Here is a 19,263-nt window from a genome sequence, read left to right as displayed (position 1 = left end):
TTAGAACTATAAGACTTCCAAAGAAGCAAATGGTTTAATTGTGAATTCCACATTTAACCAAATATGATGCCATTTCGTAAAACCAAATCTATTTTTACTTAAAAAAAGACATAAAAAAAGTCCCAAACGGGACTTTTAAAATTTTTATTTTTCTCTGATATAAATGTCAATTGGTGCTCCTGAAAAGTCCCAATTTTCTCTAATTTTATTCTCTAAATAACGCTTATAAGGTTCTTTTACATATTGCGGCAGGTTGGCAAAAAACACAAATTGCGGTGTATCTGTTGGTAACTGCATACAATATTTAATTTTTACATACTTCCCTTTTGTCGCTGGCGGCGGGTAAGATTCAATAACCTTCAACATGTATTCATTGAATTTCGAAGTAGAAATTCTTTGTTTTCTGTTTTCAAAAACCTGAACTGAAGTTTCCAACGCTTTTAGCAAACGCTGTTTTGTTAATGCAGATACAAATAAAATTGGCACATCTGTAAATGGCAATAATTCTTTCTTAATTTTTTCGGCATAGTCACGGGAAGACATCGTATCTTTTTCTACCAAGTCCCATTTATTTACCAAAACCACTACTCCTTTTCGGTTTTTAACAGCTAGCCAAAAAATATTTTGATCCTGACTTTCAAAACCACGTGTTGCATCAATAACCAAAATACAAATATCAGCATGCTCAATAGCACGAACAGAACGCATTACTGAGTAAAACTCTAAATCTTCTTTTACTTTTGCTTTACGGCGAATTCCCGCAGTATCAACCAGATTAAATTCGAAACCAAAACGGTCAAATTTAGTATCAATTGCATCACGAGTCGTTCCTGCAATATCAGTAACCATAAAACGATCCTGACCAATAAGTGCGTTTATAAAACTGGATTTCCCTGCATTAGGACGACCTACAACTGCAAAACGAGGCAAAACGACTTCTTCTTTAACAGGCTCTGGTTTTTCCGGAAATGCTTCAATTAAAGCATCTAATAAATCTCCTGTTCCGCTTCCTGAGATACTGGCGAAAGTATAATAATCTCCTAAACCAAGATTATAAAATTCTACAGCATCTTTCTCACGCATGGCATTATCAACCTTATTTACAGCCAATAAAACCGGTTTTGTTACTTTACGAAGTAATTTAGCGACCGTTTCATCCATTGGTGTAATACCTTCTTCAACATCAACTACAAAAATAATAACATCGGCTTCGTCGATAGCAAGCTCTACCTGTTTACGGATTTCACCTTCGAAAACGTCATCAGACCCCCGAACGTATCCACCTGTATCAATGACAGAAAACTCTTTTCCGTTCCACTCGCTTTTACCATAGTTTCTATCACGGGTAACCCCAGATACTGAATCTACAATAGCTTCTCTTCTTTGTATCAGCCTATTAAACAGGGTTGATTTCCCCACATTAGGTCTTCCTACTATCGCAACAATGTTATTACTCATTTTTTTTTGAATTTTAGATTTCAGATTCACAATTTAGATTTCGTTTCTGACTAAATCACAATAAATTATAAATCTAAAATACCTTATTTAAATTTTTTGCAAAGGTAGTTAAAAAAAGTTGCTGAGATGCTAAGTTTATAAGTACCTAAGTTTTTATTCTAATTTGTATAATTTTCAGGAGCTAATCCAGCTGTCCACTATATCTTTTGTGGCGAACCCCGCCACAAAAGGATGCCGTTACCATCTGGGCTAGGGCATTCGGGAAAATTAATTTTATTCTGTACGGACAGGTCGCGACCTGTCCCCCCTGTATTCGAACAGATTACGACATATTCCCTAGATTCAGACAGGTCTCGACCTGTCCCTACGAATTATACCCGAATCTTTTCAGCATATTGGCATTGCTTCTCCAATTTTTATTCACTTTTACATACAATTCAATATGAATTTGTTTTCCGAAGAATTTCTCTAAATCGACACGGGCATCAGTTCCGACTTTCTTTAAAGCTGCCCCTTTATGACCAATGATGATTCCTTTTTGGGTATCGCGCTCCACCATAATTACCGAACGGATTCGGATAATACTTTCGGTTTCATGAAATTCTTCTGTTACGATTTCAACTGCATACGGAATCTCTTTGCTGTAGTTCAATAAGATTTTTTCACGAATGGTTTCGTTTACGAAAAAACGTTCCGGTTTGTCCGTTAATTGGTCTTTTGGATAATAAGCCGGAGACTCTGGTAACAATTCTATGATTCTTCCAAAAACTTCCGGAACGTTGAAGTTTTGCAAAGCCGATATTGGAAAAATTTCTGCATTTGGTACTTTTTCTTTCCAAAAAGTAACTTGTTGCTCTAACTGTTCCTGATTCGAATTATCGATTTTATTTAAAAGTAATAAAACCGGAATCTTAGCGTGAATGATTTTCTTGAAGAAATCTTCATCTTTAAGATCCTGCTCACCTATTTCGACCATGTAGATTAAAATGTCAGCATCTTCAAAAGCAGATTTTACGAAGTTCATCATCGATTCCTGCATTTCGTAAGCCGGTTTGATAATTCCCGGAGTATCAGACAAAACCAATTGAAAGTCTTCTCCGTTTACGATTCCTAAGATTCTATGACGTGTAGTTTGTGCTTTTGATGTAATAATGGATAATCTTTCTCCAACGAAGGCGTTCATAAGAGTTGATTTTCCAACATTTGGATTTCCGATAATGTTTACGAATCCTGCTTTATGTGACATTTGTGTATTATTTTTAGATGCAAAGGTAGTCATATCAAGTTAATACAGGAAATAAAACATTTTTTTAAGTTTTCGTTGGAAATCTAAAAAATCGACGTATCTTTGCACCCGAAACATCGCGGGATAGAGCAGTAGGCAGCTCGTCGGGCTCATAACCCGAAGGTCACAGGTTCGAGTCCTGTTCCCGCTACAAGTATAAAGCTTCAGAAAAATCTGGAGCTTTTTTTTATCATACCGGGTCTCGGGTCTCGTACCGTTTATATTCGAAATATACCTTATTAAACCAGTTAGACATGGTGCATTTTTTTTCAAGATAACTGTACATATATTTTTATTGGAAGTTTTAAGCTTTGATTATAAAATTCTACTATTTCTTAAAGTTTACATAAAGCCTTAAATACATACAAATTCGAAATAGTTCCTTTTAATCATGATTGTACAGATTAGTAATATTAGTAACCACCAGTCTTTATTTCATTTTTTCGTTTTTAGTCTTTAATTACCTTACTTATACCATTGCAAGAATTACTTTTATTTTCATGACCTAATTTGAAACACTAAGGTGTAGTAAAAGCATTTTAAAGCTTGCTAAAAGTCAAAAAAACAAAAGAGACGACCTCTTGGTCGTCTCTCAAAGATCTAAAACCTTATAAAAATTATATTCTTTTTCAATTAGTTATATTGTTATTTTTCAAAAAACACTTAATCTGAAACACTATCCAATTATTTGGATGATCTACCAATCAACATAATCGTCTTTAGCAAACTTTCATTTTCGGTACTTTAATTGTTTTTCTGGAAAGATTATCATTGAATTTTCCTTTTCAAGTGGTTCAAAATTTAGCCCCATCAATTCTGGATCATCTTCTACATTAAACGAAAGGATAAATCTCAAACTATCACATCTCATATAATATTCGTAAATAAATGCAGTTTGGTCAGTTCCGTTAATATTTTTAGTTGTAAAAAAATCTACAAATTTACCATCCTTATTTTTCCAATCGCAATTTTGTCTAATCATTTTAAGAACTGGGTCTAGCTTTTCCCTAGGAAAATATTTGATAGGGAATTTTTTTCCAATATTTGGTCTGTCAAGATTATCCATAATGTAATTTGCCTTTTCCTGCGCTAAGTCTAATTTCTGCATTTTTCGCCATCCAATAAAAATAAATGTTCCAATTATTAAAATAATAAATCCTAAAATGATTGCAATAATTTTTAATACTTTTTTCATACTTTTTAAATCTTATGCTTGTATAAGCAAAATCAATTTTAATTAATTAAAGCAAAAGTAGATTTTTAAAAATTGTTTTCGCTTAATTCCATTGAGTTGAATCTATTATTCTTTTTAAATTATGCATTCATATTGCATGCTCTATCTTGAATAAAAAGAAAAAGGAATCATACCATTAGGTTTTTGAACATAATAGACCTTATATATTTCTCCTATTTTACGACTTATAAACATGTTTTCTGAATAATGATCTTTAAAAACTCTATCTCCAACTGAAATTCCTAATTTGTCCCATTTACTAAATCTATAACTTGCAAAAGAATATTTAAGATCAAGGTTGTCATAAAATATTAAATCACCTTTAGCATCTTTTTCAATATTGCTTATAATAAAATCGTATTTCGCCGCATACTCTTGGCGTGATTTTATAAATACATTTATAAAAACATATCCAACAAATATTAATAGAAATAAAATTAACATTAAAATTCCTTTCTTCATAATTAAAATTCTTTTTTTGTTCCAAATGAAGGTGTTGAATAAGAAATACCACCATAAAATCCTTTTCCCGGAGTACCTGCTCCAACTGATGCACCCACAGTTATCCATGAAATACCAGTAGGATTAGTAGGAGTGCCATTTATACCTATTGAACCATTTAATGAAACTCTTCCTCCATGCATTGCTCCAAAAGCAGTGCCTGTAATGCCCCAACCTAACATTGCATTTGAAGCCGTGCCTGCAGGTAAAGATCGCATATCTTTTGTAGGAAAATACCCTGATCCTCCACCGACTCCAATTCCACCATTTGCTTGACCTACTGTCCCTGCCACTGTTGTTACAGCATATGGAGCAAAACTTGCATCATTGCCCCGAGTAATCCAATTTAAAGAAAAATCGGTAGATGTCCCTACATATGGATTAGCGTTGTATGAAATACTTACATATATTCTATCAGGAAAAACTGCTCTTGCAGCAGGGCTATTCCAAAAATTTGATATCGAATTAGAAATAATATCTGTAGTTGATGAAGAACTTGAACTTTTATCCCTAGTGACAACAACTTCTTTCAATTGTTCAGCTGGTAAATCTACTCCATTTGGCGAGCCATTAGGAAGACGACCTTGCATATTTCCTGTACTGGTGCCAGTTCCTGGCGCTCGAGGAGGATCAGTAGGCCCTGAAGTTCCTCCTGTGTCTTCCGTTTTTATAGAAACCGATTCACCTGCATCATTTTTAGTATCACTTACTCCCATACCATCAGGATCAACAAAACTAACAGGATTATTTATACAATAATTGTATGGCGACCATCTTCTGTAAAGTTCTGCCAACGGATCAATATTCACCCAACGTCCAAGTGAGGGTTCATAATTACGTGCACCATAGTCGTAGAAGTTAAGCCCCAGCTCGTCTTGGAGCTCCTGACCTTGGAACTTATATTTATAAGCAGCACTGGTTGAATTAACTATATTATTACCGTCCTTATGCTTTAACCCAAATGGATAATAATTGTTTTCTTCTACAATTTGTAACGAGGGTGTATTTGTTAGACTAACATCTTTATAACTCAAACGCACATTCCCCAAATGATCCTTGTATTGGTAAATATAATTAAAAGTTCCGGAATTATATGCTACATATCCCTCTGGCTGCGCTAAAAATTTAAGTACATTACTTTCATATTGATTCGTTTCATATTGAAATCCATTCGCATAATCTGTTGTAGTTCCCGTACTTATTATTTTACGTTGTTTAATTCCTGTCGCATCATAAATGTAATCAATAGTTTCTCCTGTACTAAAAGTTATTTTGACTGGGAGATTCAGATGATTATAAGTAATGCCTTCGGTTGTAGATGTACCAATTTTTTTATTTAGGTCTTTAGTCATATTTCCATTGGCATCATAGCTGTAATCATCACCTGTATTAGTTCCATCTTTAAATCCTTCAGCACCATATGTTGAGCTTTTATAGGAGTCATTTACTTTCATTAATCTATTTCCTTGGTCGTAAGTGTAAACTAAATTATCAATAGTAGTTGACCATCTTGTATCATAAGGGTTCTGCATATTACGAACTAAGTTCAAAATATTCCCATTACGATCATATTTGTCAATAATTTCATCAAACTTAGAATTTGAGACATTATTTTCGGAATATCTGGCTGTCTTAAACCTATTCAATGCATCATATACATAAGTATAGTTCTTCAAATTGATATCCATTATATTGGCACTTTTCCAAAAAGTCTGGCTGATGTTTCCATTATATAATGCTGTTCCTGTAGATGGTTTGTTGTAATTTATCTGAAAACCAAATAAATCAGCAGAACCTATGGTAATACTATTATTAATTACATCAGTATCGTTTATTCCTTTCAGCCAGCCTCGAATATTGTAACTATAATCCACCGTTTGTAAACCATTTTGGGTAGTTTTTCCACCGACCTTTTTCTGAACAAGCTGTCCAAGTTCATCATAAAAATTCTCAGTAATTACTTCTGGTGTTGCTGCCCCATTAATGGCTTGTGTTTGTTTGGTAAGTCTTCCGGCCTGATCGTATGTAAAAGTATCTTCTATGGTTGTCGTAACACCATTTCTAATATGAGTGGATGTATTTTTTAAAGTTTGTCCGATAAAATCGAGTTCTCTGTTAACCATGCTTGTGGTGCCCAAATAATCATTTTTACTATAGTTATATATTGACCTACCTTTTGTATCATAACCATTTACATTCGTTATCCAACTGGCTGTTCCTAATACCCTAACTTTATTTCCTGTAGCCAAACCTTTGGTCTCAGCCAATGGAGCAACTGGTGTACCTCCTTTTGTGTCAAAATTATAATCATCATAATAATTAATTGTATGAATTTCAATACCAGTATTTGGAAAATTAGTGTTACTGTAGTACGAACTATCATAACCTGTCCCTGTGCTCGCTTTTGACTCATACATTTTAGCAGCTACATCATTCTGGGTATCAAAATAGTTTTGCATATCAATTCTATTCACATAAGTTCCGTTTGTGTGTATTCCTGTATAAACTGCCCTACCCAATACATCATATTTTGTAAACAACCACTTTTGAGTAAGCCTTAAGTTGGCGTCCTGGGTTAAAACAGGTCTGTCTAGTTTATCATAAACAATATATTCCCAGTCTTTACCGGGTAGTTTTTTTTCTACAAGGCGGTTACGTTTGTCATATTTATATTGGTAAATAAGATCATTTAAAGCTGTTCTATCAAAAGCTACAAGAGCAGAATTAGCAAAATTGTCCGTTTGAAACCAAAATTCTCCATCTTCATTCAGATAGACTGATGCTCCGGTCGAAGAAAAATACAAATCACCATCCTGAATATAAGCTGTAGCCCCTACTACAGACTCTCCATTTGCATTTAGCACCATAATGTTACCTAATGTCATGTTAGGCAAATTGGGACTGAAATTTAAGTGAGCAATTTTACCTGACTTTAATATCGTACCAGATGTAAAACCTGATGCATAGAAACTTAATCCAAAATAATTATCAGTTTTATTGCCATAAATACTACAATAGTTACTCTCTCCGCCTATGCTTACAAAAAAGTCAGCATCAACGAATATTACTTGATCATTATAAGCCTGTGCTATTGTATTGTAAGTAGAAGCCTTAGGAGGCAGTACATAGGTCACGTTTCCATAATCATCATATACATAATAAGTATCATGCCATTTTCCTACATCAAAATTTCTTTTTAAAACAATTCTATCTTGATTATCCTTAAACTCGTGTGTAGTATGATCATCCGGATAGGTTTGATTTGTCTTCCAGTTTTCATCTTTTGTAATTGTTTTATATAATTGTGAAGGAGCATAAATACCATTATCCTCTAAATATGGATTATTCTTATTGCCTCCGGTAAAAGAGACCCCAAAACGTCTTACCTGATCTGCATCGTTATTGGTTTGGTAGTCCAATCTTATTTCATGACCATTACCAAGTTTCCAGTCTTCCCCTGGTGCTGCCTGTTTTAAAACTCTATTAAGCGGAGATGCTTCAAATTCTTTTTGAGCAAAAGGGTTTAAGGTGTTTTCGTAGGCAGCTGTATTATAAAATGCACCAACATCGGTTAGGGCTGTACTTTTATAATTGAGTGAAGCAGCTACCGTTGGAACATAAGGTAAATATTCTTTAATCTGACGTCCAAAAACATCATATTCTATTGGCACAACTATATCTTTCCCTGATCCGGATTGTTGATGAGCTACTTCCTGAATAGGACGTCCCAAACCATCAAAATAAGTTATACTTTGATTGGCTTGTGTACTCGTAGGATTAGCTATAATTGTTAGTGATTCTACTTTGTAAGTAGTAGTTTTTATATAATTTTCTGTTTGGGTCTGACTCAACAGCAAAACAGGAAACAGGATAAATAGTAATAGGCCTATATTTTTCATATATCTTTTTGATTATTTTACCGTAATGATATTTAGTGGAAATTTTACTAATTTGTAGTTTCTGCAGCTCCGAATACCGGAACACTACTAATACCTGCTGTTTTATCTGAAATTACATTAAGTGTTGCTTCATAAAAATAATAAGGCCGATCAGGTGGACAAAACGAAACGGTGATGTTTTTGCTTTGACCTGGTGATATGGTGCCATTAGTCCAGTTAACTGTAAACGGATTTTCTGTTTGTATTCCGGTGATTGTCAATGTAGTATTACCTTGATTGGTAATTGTCATAGTTCTAGAGGCACAGCCATACGGATTGCCTGGCTGGGTAAACATCCATCCAAAATCTAAATCTCCTGAAATATTAATAATTTTAGATATTACACCACTTCCGTTAACCGAAATTGTGTTTAAACCTTCTGCATCAGATAAAACTGTTATGGTCCCTGGATAACTCCCTACAATTGAAGGCGAAAAAGTAATTGTAATATCTACTGAATCGCCTGGCGCAAGAGTAGAACTGCCATTAACGATATAAGAATATCCTGTTGGAACAGTTAGCCCACTGACTGTAAAATTAAGATTACTGGAATTTGTAATTTTTATCTTTTTTGAAACAGAACTTCCGTAAGGAACGTTATCGAAACTTAAATTATGGGTTGATAAACTTATTCTTTTGAATTCTTTATAATTATATTTGTAATCTTTTACAACATTTCCTGCATAATCTTTAATAAATTTAAGTCTGTCAAAATTGTCATATTCATAGTAAGTAGTCAAACCTTTACTATCTGTTTGACTGGTAATACCTGCAAGGGGCTGATAAGTAAAAATAGAAACTTCCGCATTTGCTAAATTAGTTCTTAATGGATTTAATAGGCTTCGTGTTTCTGTATCAGTTAAAGTCAATTTACTTGGAGGTGGCCCGGGATTTATTATATATCCGTTATTCAATTTGGCTAGATTAGTAGCCCCTAAGATGTTTGTAATATCCTGATAATTTGCATTTATTACTTTAGCTATTGGATATTGGTTATTATAACCCCAAACATAACTTGTTGTTATGCCATCTGCTTGTTTTACTTCTAATGGATTTCCCTTATTATCATATTTTGAGAAAAATATCTTTTCTTTATATCTGCTGTCAAATATAAAGCCTGATGGATTAGCGGTTGAAAAATTGAAATCATTACTATTAATAAAGCTGGTAGTTTCTAATTCGAAAGTTTTTTCCAGTTTTAAGTCTTCATAATAATTCAGTTTTCCACCTGTTATATATTCTACCCCCGCTTTTACAACAGAATTGTTGATTTCTATAGGTACATTTACAACATTATTAGATACTAATGATGCAATATCGTGTATTTCATCTAAAATTGGTATTGGCGCCAAAGGTACGTTAGTATAATCAATAGGATATTTATATTTCGTTCTAATCTCAGTACCTTCAGAATTAAAGACAGATGTTGTTCTAAGTAAGTTACTATTAGCATCATAAGTATAATTAATCTCTATGTTTTTAAGCGTACCGTTCCTGAAATATTCGATGTTAGTTTTTTTCTTTAAATATGGATAAAATGTATATATAGGAAGAGCTACTATAGTATATCCACATCTATATGGGTCGTGTGCATCTTGAATAGACCTTACGTACTTATTATATCGTGAAGTTTCATTATTATATTCATTTGTAACCTCTTTTAATAAAAATTTATCTTCTGCATAATACTTTGTATTTAAAACTCGTCCCCTTTCTAAATCTAATTTGCCAAAAAGTTTTTTTTCATTTTTACTAATAGCAGAATAGTTATTAGCCTTAGCGAATGGTTCTTTGTCTAAAGAACCATTATCCTGATTAGCATAATTATAAACAATATAACCTTCACTGGATTTTTCAGTTACTTGGGAATAAGTGATGTGATTTCCATTTGTTGTGTTTAAATAAACTAAAGGATTACTACTAAATTTATAAAATTGATAACTCCAATTACTCAAATGTGTTCCAGCTTCATAGTAGACAGGTTCACCAGATAATATACCACTAGAAAGTGCACCTTCATTAAGATAATTATTAATATAAAAATATTCTTTAAGTTGAGGGACAGAAGAAAACGCATCAAATGTTTCAATTTTTTTTATTCTTAAACCGCCTGCTATTTTATTTGCTGATAATTCCTCTAATGTTATAGAAGGATTTTGTTTTACAAGTTTAGAATAATCATGAGGTTCAAAAGTAAATCTTGAATACCCCCCTGTAGGATAAACTATTTTAGTAATAATTTCGGCATCCATAAAATCTGAATTAGCTTCTCTTGACTGATAATAATCTACCATGTTTGGTAGTTGGGTAAATGTATTTCCTTGTTCACTTAAATTACCCCAATAATTAGTCCCATTATAATAACCCCAATGATCCTCAAAACCTGAGTTATAGTTTGGAAGAAGTTTATTATTATATTCAATCCTATATATAGATGCCGTTTGATCACCAGATACTGAGAGAAATTTTACTTCTTTCAGTTTAAGACGTTCGGTGCTTTTCTCTATATAGCCCAATGATATTTTTTTTGCAGTTTTATCATTTAATTTTATCTCAATACCGTCTAGTTTATGATAACGATATAAATAAGATGGCTTCATTGGAAAATAATCACCTACCATGATTTTAGATTTAAAAACCCAATTCAGTTCATTTGATATAGATTTTGAAAAGGAACATATAAGACCGTTATCAGTTTCAATTCTGTCTAGATATGCACTTTTTATTAAATACTTATTGTTTTGATTAATATCATAGTTATAGTGATAATCATCAGCTGGTCCACATAATACACCTTTTGATAATTCAGAATAAGTAACTTGTTGAAAACTAAAATCTGTTGTGTAATAAAAATAAATATGGTTTCCAGAAGGTGAGATTATTTCTGATAAGTGCCATGCTGAGGGTTGAATATTATTTTGCCAGCCTCTTTCTAATTCGACAGGATCTATATATGCTGCTGAAGTATTGTTATATGGTTCAACCCCGGACGGCATCGCAGGAGCTGAAAACTCTATAGCTGTTGATTGCCCTCCAAAAATATATTTCGTTCCATCACCAGCGGTTAAAATAAATTTTGTAAAGCTTCTAGGAATATTAGTATTACCAGACCCCAAATTAATAGAATAATTAGTTTGTATCTCATGAACCACCTTTAAGTTCATGTTTTCTTTTGATTGTACAATCCATTTTCCTTCATGATCCAACATAAATTTCCCAGAAATATTATTAACTACGAAACTAAATTCATCTGGTGAAAGATCAATGTTAGTATAGTTTAATGAAGTATTCCAATCAGCTACTGCTAATTTATTATATGAGCTATAATAACTATTAACTACTCCAAAATCTCTATCAACATGTTCATCAAATCTCCCATTAGTTACCCTTCTAATTACTCCACCCGCCTGTAAACTCCAGTTCAACCCTACCCATGTTGGATGCTGGTCAGGTCTACAACCACCTGCATCATATTGCAAATTAATAGGGACAATAATAGAGCCGTTTTTAATTTCGGTTAATGGTATGTTTATATTTGGCGCACCCGTAAATAGAGAAACTGGGATATCGCCAAATTTTCCCAAGCTGGTCGCATTTGGGCTTTGAATACTTGGTTCGCCCGCATAATTAGGCGCTTGCGAAAATATTTTTAAACTAATAAATAAAAGCTTAACAGTAATAAAAAATGATTTTGGTAACTTGTACTTCATACAATCGTAGTTTGTTTTCTTTAATAGCTGAATTTAAAAAATAAAAACCCTAAAAAAGTAAGATTTTCATTTACAAAAATAACAATCAAAATGGATTTACAAAGTATTTTTTTACTTATTAATTCTAAATAAAGTTAAAAAATATTGAATTGCTTTATAAATGCGACGTGTGACTATGAGAGAAAAAAATCTTTAAAACTATCTTAATAAAAAATATAAAAACATTAATTACGGATATAAAATTCTTAGAAATCAATTTTATCTTGAAATGGCTATAATAATTTAATTCAGACTTTATGATTTGTAAAAGATTATTAAGGCTTTCTCCTAAAAAATTATGGAAATTTTTAATATAAAATTTAAAACTCAAATTCAACAATCATGGAATAATCTTCAATAATATGGTTAGATATTTTAATGCTTCCCGTTACTAAGACAAAGCTTCAGATTTCTCTGAAGCTTTTTTTATGCTTTTTTCAGACTGTTACATTATTATTTTACAAAACGTCTAATCAGATACATTACTAAAACTATCAAAAGCAAATTATATACTGAAATTAAATTTAGAAAAAGGGCAATTTTCAAAAATCGTCATGGTGTAATAAAAACAATCCTCACCTTGGAGAAAGAAAGCTCACAACAATAAATCCTTATAGAAATATTAGTTTTTTTGTTTTCAATATCATTCTGAAACAAACCTTTATTCAACATTATCTCCATTTTTTGGACAACCCGAATAAGTTTCGTTAGGTAAATCAAATTTTCAGAAAATATCAAATCTGTAATTTATATTTTTTAATAAAACATTAAAAATGAACGTTTTATATTTTTCTTCATTAAAATTTGACGGCTTTTATAAATTCTGACGTTCACTTTTGTGTAAAAAATAAAACAAAAAACCACCTAAAAAACATAATTAACTGATAAACAATGATTTAATAAAGCAATAAAAACAAGAAAAAAGGGTGCTTTTCCCCTTTTTTCTTGTTTTTATTTTTGTCTAACTTGGATAAATAATACAAGACGTGTTAAAATTATCACAAAATGATTTTTGAAATTATTCAGATAATTACAGAAAAAGTAAACAAAAGTTATCATGTATTTTTTGAAAATTGGCGTGCAGGCACAGATTTACCAGCCAATAAAAAAAGATTTGGCAAAAGGCCAACATAAAAATTAAGGGGAAGCCGAAAACCTAATTAGTGTAGGCAGAATTTTAGATTTAAAATTATGAAAAAGCTATTATTAACAATGTTAATCGCCGGATCAACATTTTTATCCTTATTCGTTTTATCTTGTACACCCGAGAGAAAAACCGGATTGTTTTATTATGGAACAACTGAAAAAGTTACGCTTGGTGCGCCAGGAAATAAAATAATTGTAAAATTTTCGCCAAAGGCAGAAATGAAAGATACGTTCCGAAAACTTGAGCAGTTCGGTAAGGCAGACAAAGTAGATGAACAAGTATTTATTATTACTCTGCAAGACACAAAATCATTGGATAAAACTCTTGAAATCCTTAAAAAAGAAAATGACGTGATTTCGGCGAATCCGATTTATATAACAAGAGATAATCAGGAAATAGGTGTTACTGATGAAATCTGTCTTGAGTTTAATAAAGAGGTAAAAGACAATGGTAAGAAGGATTTTTTTGATAAATTCAAAGTTGTTGAAATACGGAGAACCCAAGCATGGGAAAAATATTTCACTATTATCACGGTTAGAAAAGATCAGAATGCCCTGGAAGTTGCAAACAGGATTAAAGAATCAGGTTTGGTGAAATTTGCCCATCCAAATTTCTATGCAATGACTTATAAACATAGTTTTTTTCCAAACGACCAATTTTTTCCAAATCAATTTTATCTCCATAATACGGGACAGGCAACTAATGATGGACATTTTGGAACAGCAGATGCTGATATTGATGCACCTGAAGCATGGGATATTACCAGAGGTTCTAATACCATAACAATCGCAGTTATTGATGAAGGTGTTGAGCGTACCAATAATGATCTCCCTGCGGCAAGATTAACGATTATAAATGGAAGCAATTTTGCAGCCGGGAATGCCAACGATCCTGATGCGGCCGGGGATGGTTCTCACGGAACTTGTTGTGCCGGTATTATTGGAGCAGAGCAGGATAATACTCAGGGAGTTTCTGGTATTGCTCCGTTATGCAATATAATGCCTATTAGAATACCATTTGGAATGGTGGCAGCTTCTACCTATGCAAATGCGATCAATTTTGCATGGAGTAATGGCGCTGATGTCTTATCTAACAGTTGGGGTTATGGCTCAGCGGCTGATATTCCTGCTATTACAGCTGCTATAAACAATGCCATTACAATGGGACGGTCAGGAACAGGTTCAGTTGTTGTTTGGTCTGCAGGTAATACGGCAGATCACAATGGTGGTAATGCAGGTATAGTTACTTTTCCTGGAAATGTAGGAGTTGCCAATGTTATAACCGTAGGCGCTTCCGATAGAAATGATCAACAAGCTAACTATAGCCCGACCAGCACTGCAGTTGATGTAGTAGCACCTTCGCATCGTGCATATAGTTCGCAGATTGCTGGTGAAAGCTTCGAAGTCTGGTCAACAGATATTATCGGAACCGCAGGATATAATTCGACAAAGAGTACAGATGGTGGGGCACTTCCGATTGTAGGTGCCTTTCTTCCTGCTGCCGGTACTAATTTCCAGGACTATACCGGGAGAATGGGGGGAACATCTGCAGCCTGTCCGGAAGTAGCAGGCGTAGCCGCATTAATATTATCTGTAAATCCGACATTCACCCCTGCACAGGTATTCACTAATATTACCAACAGTGCGGATAAAGTTGGCGGATTTGCTTATACTGGCGGCAGGTGCAACGAAATGGGATTCGGAAGACTGAATGCTTTCAATGCATTGTCCGCTCAATTATGGATGAAAGACACACCTAACGACCCGGGTACCGAACCCAATCCCACAAGCGACCCAATGTATGTAAGTGACGATATATGGGTTAGAAAAACCAATGATGGAATTCAAATACATGAAGACGCAGAATATAAAACCAGTTCACCAAACTCAGTCTATGTCAGGGTAAGAAATTCTGGTGCTGTAGCTGGCAGTGCAACATTAAAACTATACTGGGCAAAAGCTTCTTCTGGTTTATCCTGGATGGCACCATGGGATGGTTCAGTAGTGGCACCAGCACTTATGGGAGGATTAATTGGTTCTAAACCAACTGGTATGGTTACGGCAAATGGAGAAACAATAGTTCAATTTGACTGGTCTCCACCTGATCCGTCATTATATGCATCATTTGGCTCCGATCAATTCCACTTCTGTTTGCTTGCAAGAATTGAAACAAGTGCAACTGCTCCGTATGGTATGACTTTCCCTGAGGTGATTGGAAATTTGTGGGGTAATGTGCAGAACAATAACAATATTGTCTGGAAAAACATGATAGTGAGAGATGATGTATTAGGAAATGCCGGTTTATCCGGAATGCTCGTAGCCAATTATTCACGCAAAGAAGAATTGACAAAAATAGTTTTTACCATTCCTAAATCTGATAAAAAAATAAATCTTTATCAGTATGGCGATTTGACAATTATCCTTTCTGACAGGCTTTACAGAAAATGGAAAGAAATGGGAGGCAAATCCGAGGGAGTTGAAATTAGAGGTAACGAATTCAAAATAACTTCACCAAGGGCATGGATTGGAGATTTTATGATGAAGCCGAACGAAATATACGGTTTGCAAGTTCGTTATAAATTAAACAAAGAACCAAATGTAAAAAATCTCAAAGATTTTGCTTTCAATTTTGATTTACAGCAGATGGGCTTAGTTAAAGATAAATGGATGATTAGAGGCGGACAACGCTTACAGTACTTTCCATTGAAAAGAGAGAGAAAATAAAAAGTGTAATAATTTTAACCGGGTTAGATTTTTCTGACCCGGCTAATTTTATTATAAATCCAATATGACAAATCTTGTCGATAAAGGAAGATGAAAACGAAAGTATTAGCCTTCATCACCTCCTTCAGAGAATTAAAAAAAGAATGTGCGAAAGAAGGAAAAATGATGTAACCGAAGTTCCACTCTTTCAAAAGGATAAACTATTCCGGATTTGGATATAATAGCTGACAGGAAAGATATTTACAGGATATTTTTTTATCTTTGAAATTCATACTTTTTAATGCAGATGGCTTTATCTTTGAGCCTTTAGAAAACTAACATTCATTATGGAACAGAAAATACATCAGGGAAGAAACGTAAAACGTTTTAGAGAAATGCTTAACATCAAGCAGGAAGCATTGGCTTATGATCTGGGTGAAGACTGGAACCAAAAGAAGATTTCTATGCTGGAGCAAAAAGATGTAATTGAAGACAATCTACTGAAACAAATCTCAGCTGTATTGAAAATCCCTGTTGAAGCTTTTCAGAATTTTGATGAAGAACAGGCGATAAATATTATTTCTAATACTTTTGATAATGGAGCTTTCTTAAATACGGGTCATAGTGCAACATTTAATGTTAATCCGATCGAAAAACTTATCCAACTTCATGAAGAAAAAATTGCTTTATATGAGCGTATGCTGAAGGAGAAAGATGAAATGATGATGAGGCTGGAGAAATTGATTGGTAAATAATTATTTGTAAAATATTAATTGTAGAAAGAGACTTTTTGAGTCTCTTTTTTTGTTTCAACATTTTTTACGTATCACTGATATCTTGAAAAATTTAATATAAACACCCGTTTACGTTGATTGAGAATCATCAATATTTTTTTTCTCTTCATCAAGTATATCTAAAACTTTTTTAACAAAATCATTTGATTTGAGATTGTTTAAATCTATTTTATCTGCAATTAGAGTATCTAAATAACCCACATTTAAAATATTATAATCTTTCTCAATTCTTGAACTTAATTCTTTATTTCTTTGATCCTCATAATCGTACACCCCATTTGAGTTCTTCAACATTACCCTCCTGAAAGTTTCAGAATTTAAGTCCATCATCAGAATTTTATCATAGTCATTTTCTTTGACTTCTTGAAAGTGTCTCTCCACTCTGTTTTTAATGTTTTGCAAATTTTCATCAATAATTTCTAATAATGCTGACAGTCTATGAAAATCTCTGCTAATAACATTTGGAATATTTTCTTCTCTTTTATAAAATAAAACATGTGAAGTTTCAGCCCAAATATGCTCAGAAATCGTTCGGATCTGAATTTCAATTCTTTTTAAAGAATGATTTTCGAAATTTAATAATTTAGCCCATTCCTCTTTAATACCTAAAATCAAATGGACAGAATTATAGCCAAACTTATCAACTTAACCTTGCTTCTGCATTCTATCAATAAATTGAAATTTATCACATAGCAAATCAATTACTTTCTCTTTAAATTATGGAAAAAGTAAAACAATGCGAATACCTACTAAATCATTAAGTTCAGTAATACTTTTTTTAATCGTAAATCTTTTTGCAAACAACTTCTCCTCTATTGACTCTAAAGTTTTAGTTCTGCCTAGAATATCAAAGGCAATTGGAATATTGTTCGTCTTAAGTAATTTTTCAACAATCCTTTTTATTTCAATTAAGAAATCGTCATATTCTTCTTTTAAATTTTGATATTCACTCTTAACATCCATAAGATACTATTTTGAATTTTTATAACTTAAAGAGACACATAGAAATATACTCGGTTATGCTAATACATGTTTTTTTTAAATCTAAAATGATTATTCTAAATCTATTTGAAAAAACATCAAAAAAGCCAATTTTATTTTATAGAACTAGAGAAGTATGTATAACATATTTTAGCTCCTTAAAAAGCTCCCCCGATCACGCGGATTTGTAATCCGTATTCGAAAAGTATATTTTAATAGATAAAAAAAAAAGAAAATCCAGTTTTTAACTAAATCCTTTACAACAACTTTTATTAATATATAGGAACGTGCACGGAAAGAATTTTCGCGCTATCGTTTCTTAATCAAGCTCGAAAAAACTATTTCATTCAAATCTATTTTTAATTTAAAAGTTTTGGTGTAAATTTACACCAATCCATAATTTATATTATTATGACACGACAAAGTATATCCTTAACTGCCCCTAATGAGGAGTGGTTGAAAAATCAGGTTAATACAGAAGAGTTTAGCAGTAAAAGTGAAGCTATTAACTATTTGATTAAGCAGGCTCGCTCACAAGAAGAATATTTTGAATTTGTGAGAGCTAAAATAGATAAGGGAGAAAAAAGCGGTTTCACAAAAAAACAAACGAGAGAAGAAATGTTAGCCGAATTTAAAAAAGATCTGCCTAATGTATAGCTACTATTTAAGTAGTGAAGCCAAAGAAGATTTAAAAAGAATCTATTATTATGGTGTTAGTAAGTTTGGTATTAATCAGGCTGACAGCTATTTTAATATGTTTTATGATTGTTTTGAAAAAATAGAGGAAAATCCTTTTTTATTTCCATCTGCAGATCACATTAAAAAAGGATATCGTTATTGTGTTTGTGGTATTGATACTATTTACTACCAAATTAAAGGAGATAAAAGGGTAGAGATTATTACCATTATTGGAAGACAAGACTTTTGAAACAGTTCAATTACCAAAAGAGTTTCAGGGCAATCGAGGATTTAAAATGCATATAATCTAAACATTTGAACAACTTTTCATAAGGAATACTTCGGAGAGCAGTTGATTTACTTGTATTTATAAAAAAGTAATTTAAACTTTTTCAATTAGTCTGTGATTAATTTGAATTTTACAGGCTGAAAAAATATATTGGAATTTTTCTCAAAATAAATTCCATTTTCTTTTTTATCTAATTTTACCTGGTAATTATGAATTATGGTAGTTTGTGTAATCACATTTACCTGGTAAGTATCTCCAATTTTATTTTCTTTTGCTATATCCTGAATAATACCATTAATCACGATCGATTTAGGAACAACAGCAGCGTCATTTAATTTAAAACTAACTACATATCCTCTCTCACTATTCCTGTTATAACTTTTATACGTTTGGTTTTTAACATCTAAAAGTTGTCGGGAACAGGAAAAAAGAAAAAAAAATCCGAAAGAAAATAATAAAAAGACGGCTTTTGGAATACTATTTCTCATACTTTTGGCGTTTTATATC

The 19,263-nt window shown here is 32.7% G+C and carries 13 protein-coding genes, 1 tRNA gene and 1 pseudogene; 6 read left to right on the top strand and 9 right to left on the bottom strand.

What is annotated here, in order from left to right; genetic code table 11:
- Positions 1 to 144 precede the first annotated feature (144 nt).
- Complete coding sequence (der, locus tag GWR14_RS18350; RefSeq protein WP_163410548.1) at positions 145 to 1,458, bottom strand: ribosome biogenesis GTPase Der; 1,314 nt, start codon at positions 1,456 to 1,458, stop codon at positions 145 to 147.
- Positions 1,459 to 1,822: 364 nt separating this feature from the next.
- On the bottom strand, positions 1,823 to 2,704 hold the full coding sequence (era, locus tag GWR14_RS18345) for a GTPase Era (protein ID WP_163410545.1): 882 nt from the start codon (positions 2,702 to 2,704) through the stop codon (positions 1,823 to 1,825).
- A gap of 117 nt (positions 2,705 to 2,821) precedes the next feature.
- Between era and GWR14_RS18340 the strand changes: the two genes are divergently transcribed.
- Positions 2,822 to 2,894 (top strand) — tRNA-Met (locus tag GWR14_RS18340).
- A 579-nt stretch (positions 2,895 to 3,473) separates the two neighbouring features.
- Here the strand turns inward: GWR14_RS18340 and GWR14_RS18335 are convergent.
- The 4 genes from GWR14_RS18335 to GWR14_RS18320 all read right to left on the bottom strand — a co-directional run bounded on the left by GWR14_RS18335 (position 3,474) and on the right by GWR14_RS18320 (position 12,126).
- Positions 3,474 to 3,938 (bottom strand): hypothetical protein, encoded by a 465-nt coding sequence (locus tag GWR14_RS18335; protein WP_163410544.1) that lies wholly within the window; start codon positions 3,936 to 3,938, stop codon positions 3,474 to 3,476.
- A 141-nt stretch (positions 3,939 to 4,079) separates the two neighbouring features.
- Positions 4,080 to 4,439 (bottom strand): hypothetical protein, encoded by a 360-nt coding sequence (locus GWR14_RS18330; protein ID WP_163410542.1) that lies wholly within the window; start codon positions 4,437 to 4,439, stop codon positions 4,080 to 4,082.
- 2 nt (positions 4,440 to 4,441) lie between these two features.
- On the bottom strand, positions 4,442 to 8,377 hold the full coding sequence (locus GWR14_RS18325; protein ID WP_163410540.1) for a DUF6443 domain-containing protein: 3,936 nt from the start codon (positions 8,375 to 8,377) through the stop codon (positions 4,442 to 4,444).
- A 47-nt stretch (positions 8,378 to 8,424) separates the two neighbouring features.
- Complete coding sequence (locus GWR14_RS18320) at positions 8,425 to 12,126, bottom strand: choice-of-anchor D domain-containing protein (protein WP_163410539.1); 3,702 nt, start codon at positions 12,124 to 12,126, stop codon at positions 8,425 to 8,427.
- Positions 12,127 to 13,170: 1,044 nt separating this feature from the next.
- Between GWR14_RS18320 and GWR14_RS24035 the strand changes: the two genes are divergently transcribed.
- The 3 genes from GWR14_RS24035 to GWR14_RS18310 all read left to right on the top strand — a co-directional run bounded on the left by GWR14_RS24035 (position 13,171) and on the right by GWR14_RS18310 (position 16,769).
- A complete protein-coding gene (locus GWR14_RS24035) occupies positions 13,171 to 13,299 on the top strand; it encodes a hypothetical protein (protein ID WP_262888221.1) in 129 nt (42 codons plus the stop codon).
- 57 nt (positions 13,300 to 13,356) lie between these two features.
- Positions 13,357 to 16,035, top strand: a complete 2,679-nt coding sequence (locus tag GWR14_RS18315; protein ID WP_163410537.1) for a S8 family serine peptidase — start codon at positions 13,357 to 13,359, stop codon at positions 16,033 to 16,035.
- A gap of 326 nt (positions 16,036 to 16,361) precedes the next feature.
- A complete protein-coding gene (locus GWR14_RS18310) occupies positions 16,362 to 16,769 on the top strand; it encodes a helix-turn-helix domain-containing protein (RefSeq protein WP_163410535.1) in 408 nt (135 codons plus the stop codon).
- A gap of 108 nt (positions 16,770 to 16,877) precedes the next feature.
- Here the strand turns inward: GWR14_RS18310 and GWR14_RS24075 are convergent.
- Both GWR14_RS24075 and GWR14_RS24070 read right to left on the bottom strand, forming a co-directional pair.
- Positions 16,878 to 17,435: pseudogene (locus tag GWR14_RS24075) on the bottom strand (hypothetical protein); the annotation flags it as partial.
- Positions 17,436 to 17,525: 90 nt separating this feature from the next.
- Complete coding sequence (locus GWR14_RS24070) at positions 17,526 to 17,771, bottom strand: hypothetical protein (protein WP_163410532.1); 246 nt, start codon at positions 17,769 to 17,771, stop codon at positions 17,526 to 17,528.
- Positions 17,772 to 18,200: 429 nt separating this feature from the next.
- On the opposite strand from GWR14_RS24070, the gene GWR14_RS18295 reads away from it, so the two are divergent.
- Together GWR14_RS18295 and GWR14_RS18290 are read left to right on the top strand one after the other, a co-directional pair.
- On the top strand, positions 18,201 to 18,446 hold the full coding sequence (locus tag GWR14_RS18295) for a ribbon-helix-helix domain-containing protein (protein ID WP_163410531.1): 246 nt from the start codon (positions 18,201 to 18,203) through the stop codon (positions 18,444 to 18,446).
- A complete protein-coding gene (locus GWR14_RS18290; protein WP_163410529.1) occupies positions 18,439 to 18,717 on the top strand; it encodes a type II toxin-antitoxin system RelE/ParE family toxin in 279 nt (92 codons plus the stop codon). The genes GWR14_RS18295 and GWR14_RS18290 overlap by 8 nt, the downstream gene beginning before the upstream one ends.
- Positions 18,718 to 18,863: 146 nt before the next feature.
- Here the strand turns inward: GWR14_RS18290 and GWR14_RS18285 are convergent, their stop codons facing one another.
- Positions 18,864 to 19,244: a hypothetical protein gene (locus GWR14_RS18285; protein ID WP_163410528.1), complete on the bottom strand. Its 381-nt coding sequence runs from the start codon at positions 19,242 to 19,244 to the stop codon at positions 18,864 to 18,866.
- Positions 19,245 to 19,263: the final 19 nt, after the last annotated feature.

The organism is Flavobacterium ajazii (genome assembly GCF_010614725.1).
GTDB lineage: Bacteria > Bacteroidota > Bacteroidia > Flavobacteriales > Flavobacteriaceae > Flavobacterium > Flavobacterium ajazii.
The sequence above is the reverse complement of the archived record's forward strand: the minus strand, read 5'-3'. Positions and strand labels throughout refer to the sequence as shown.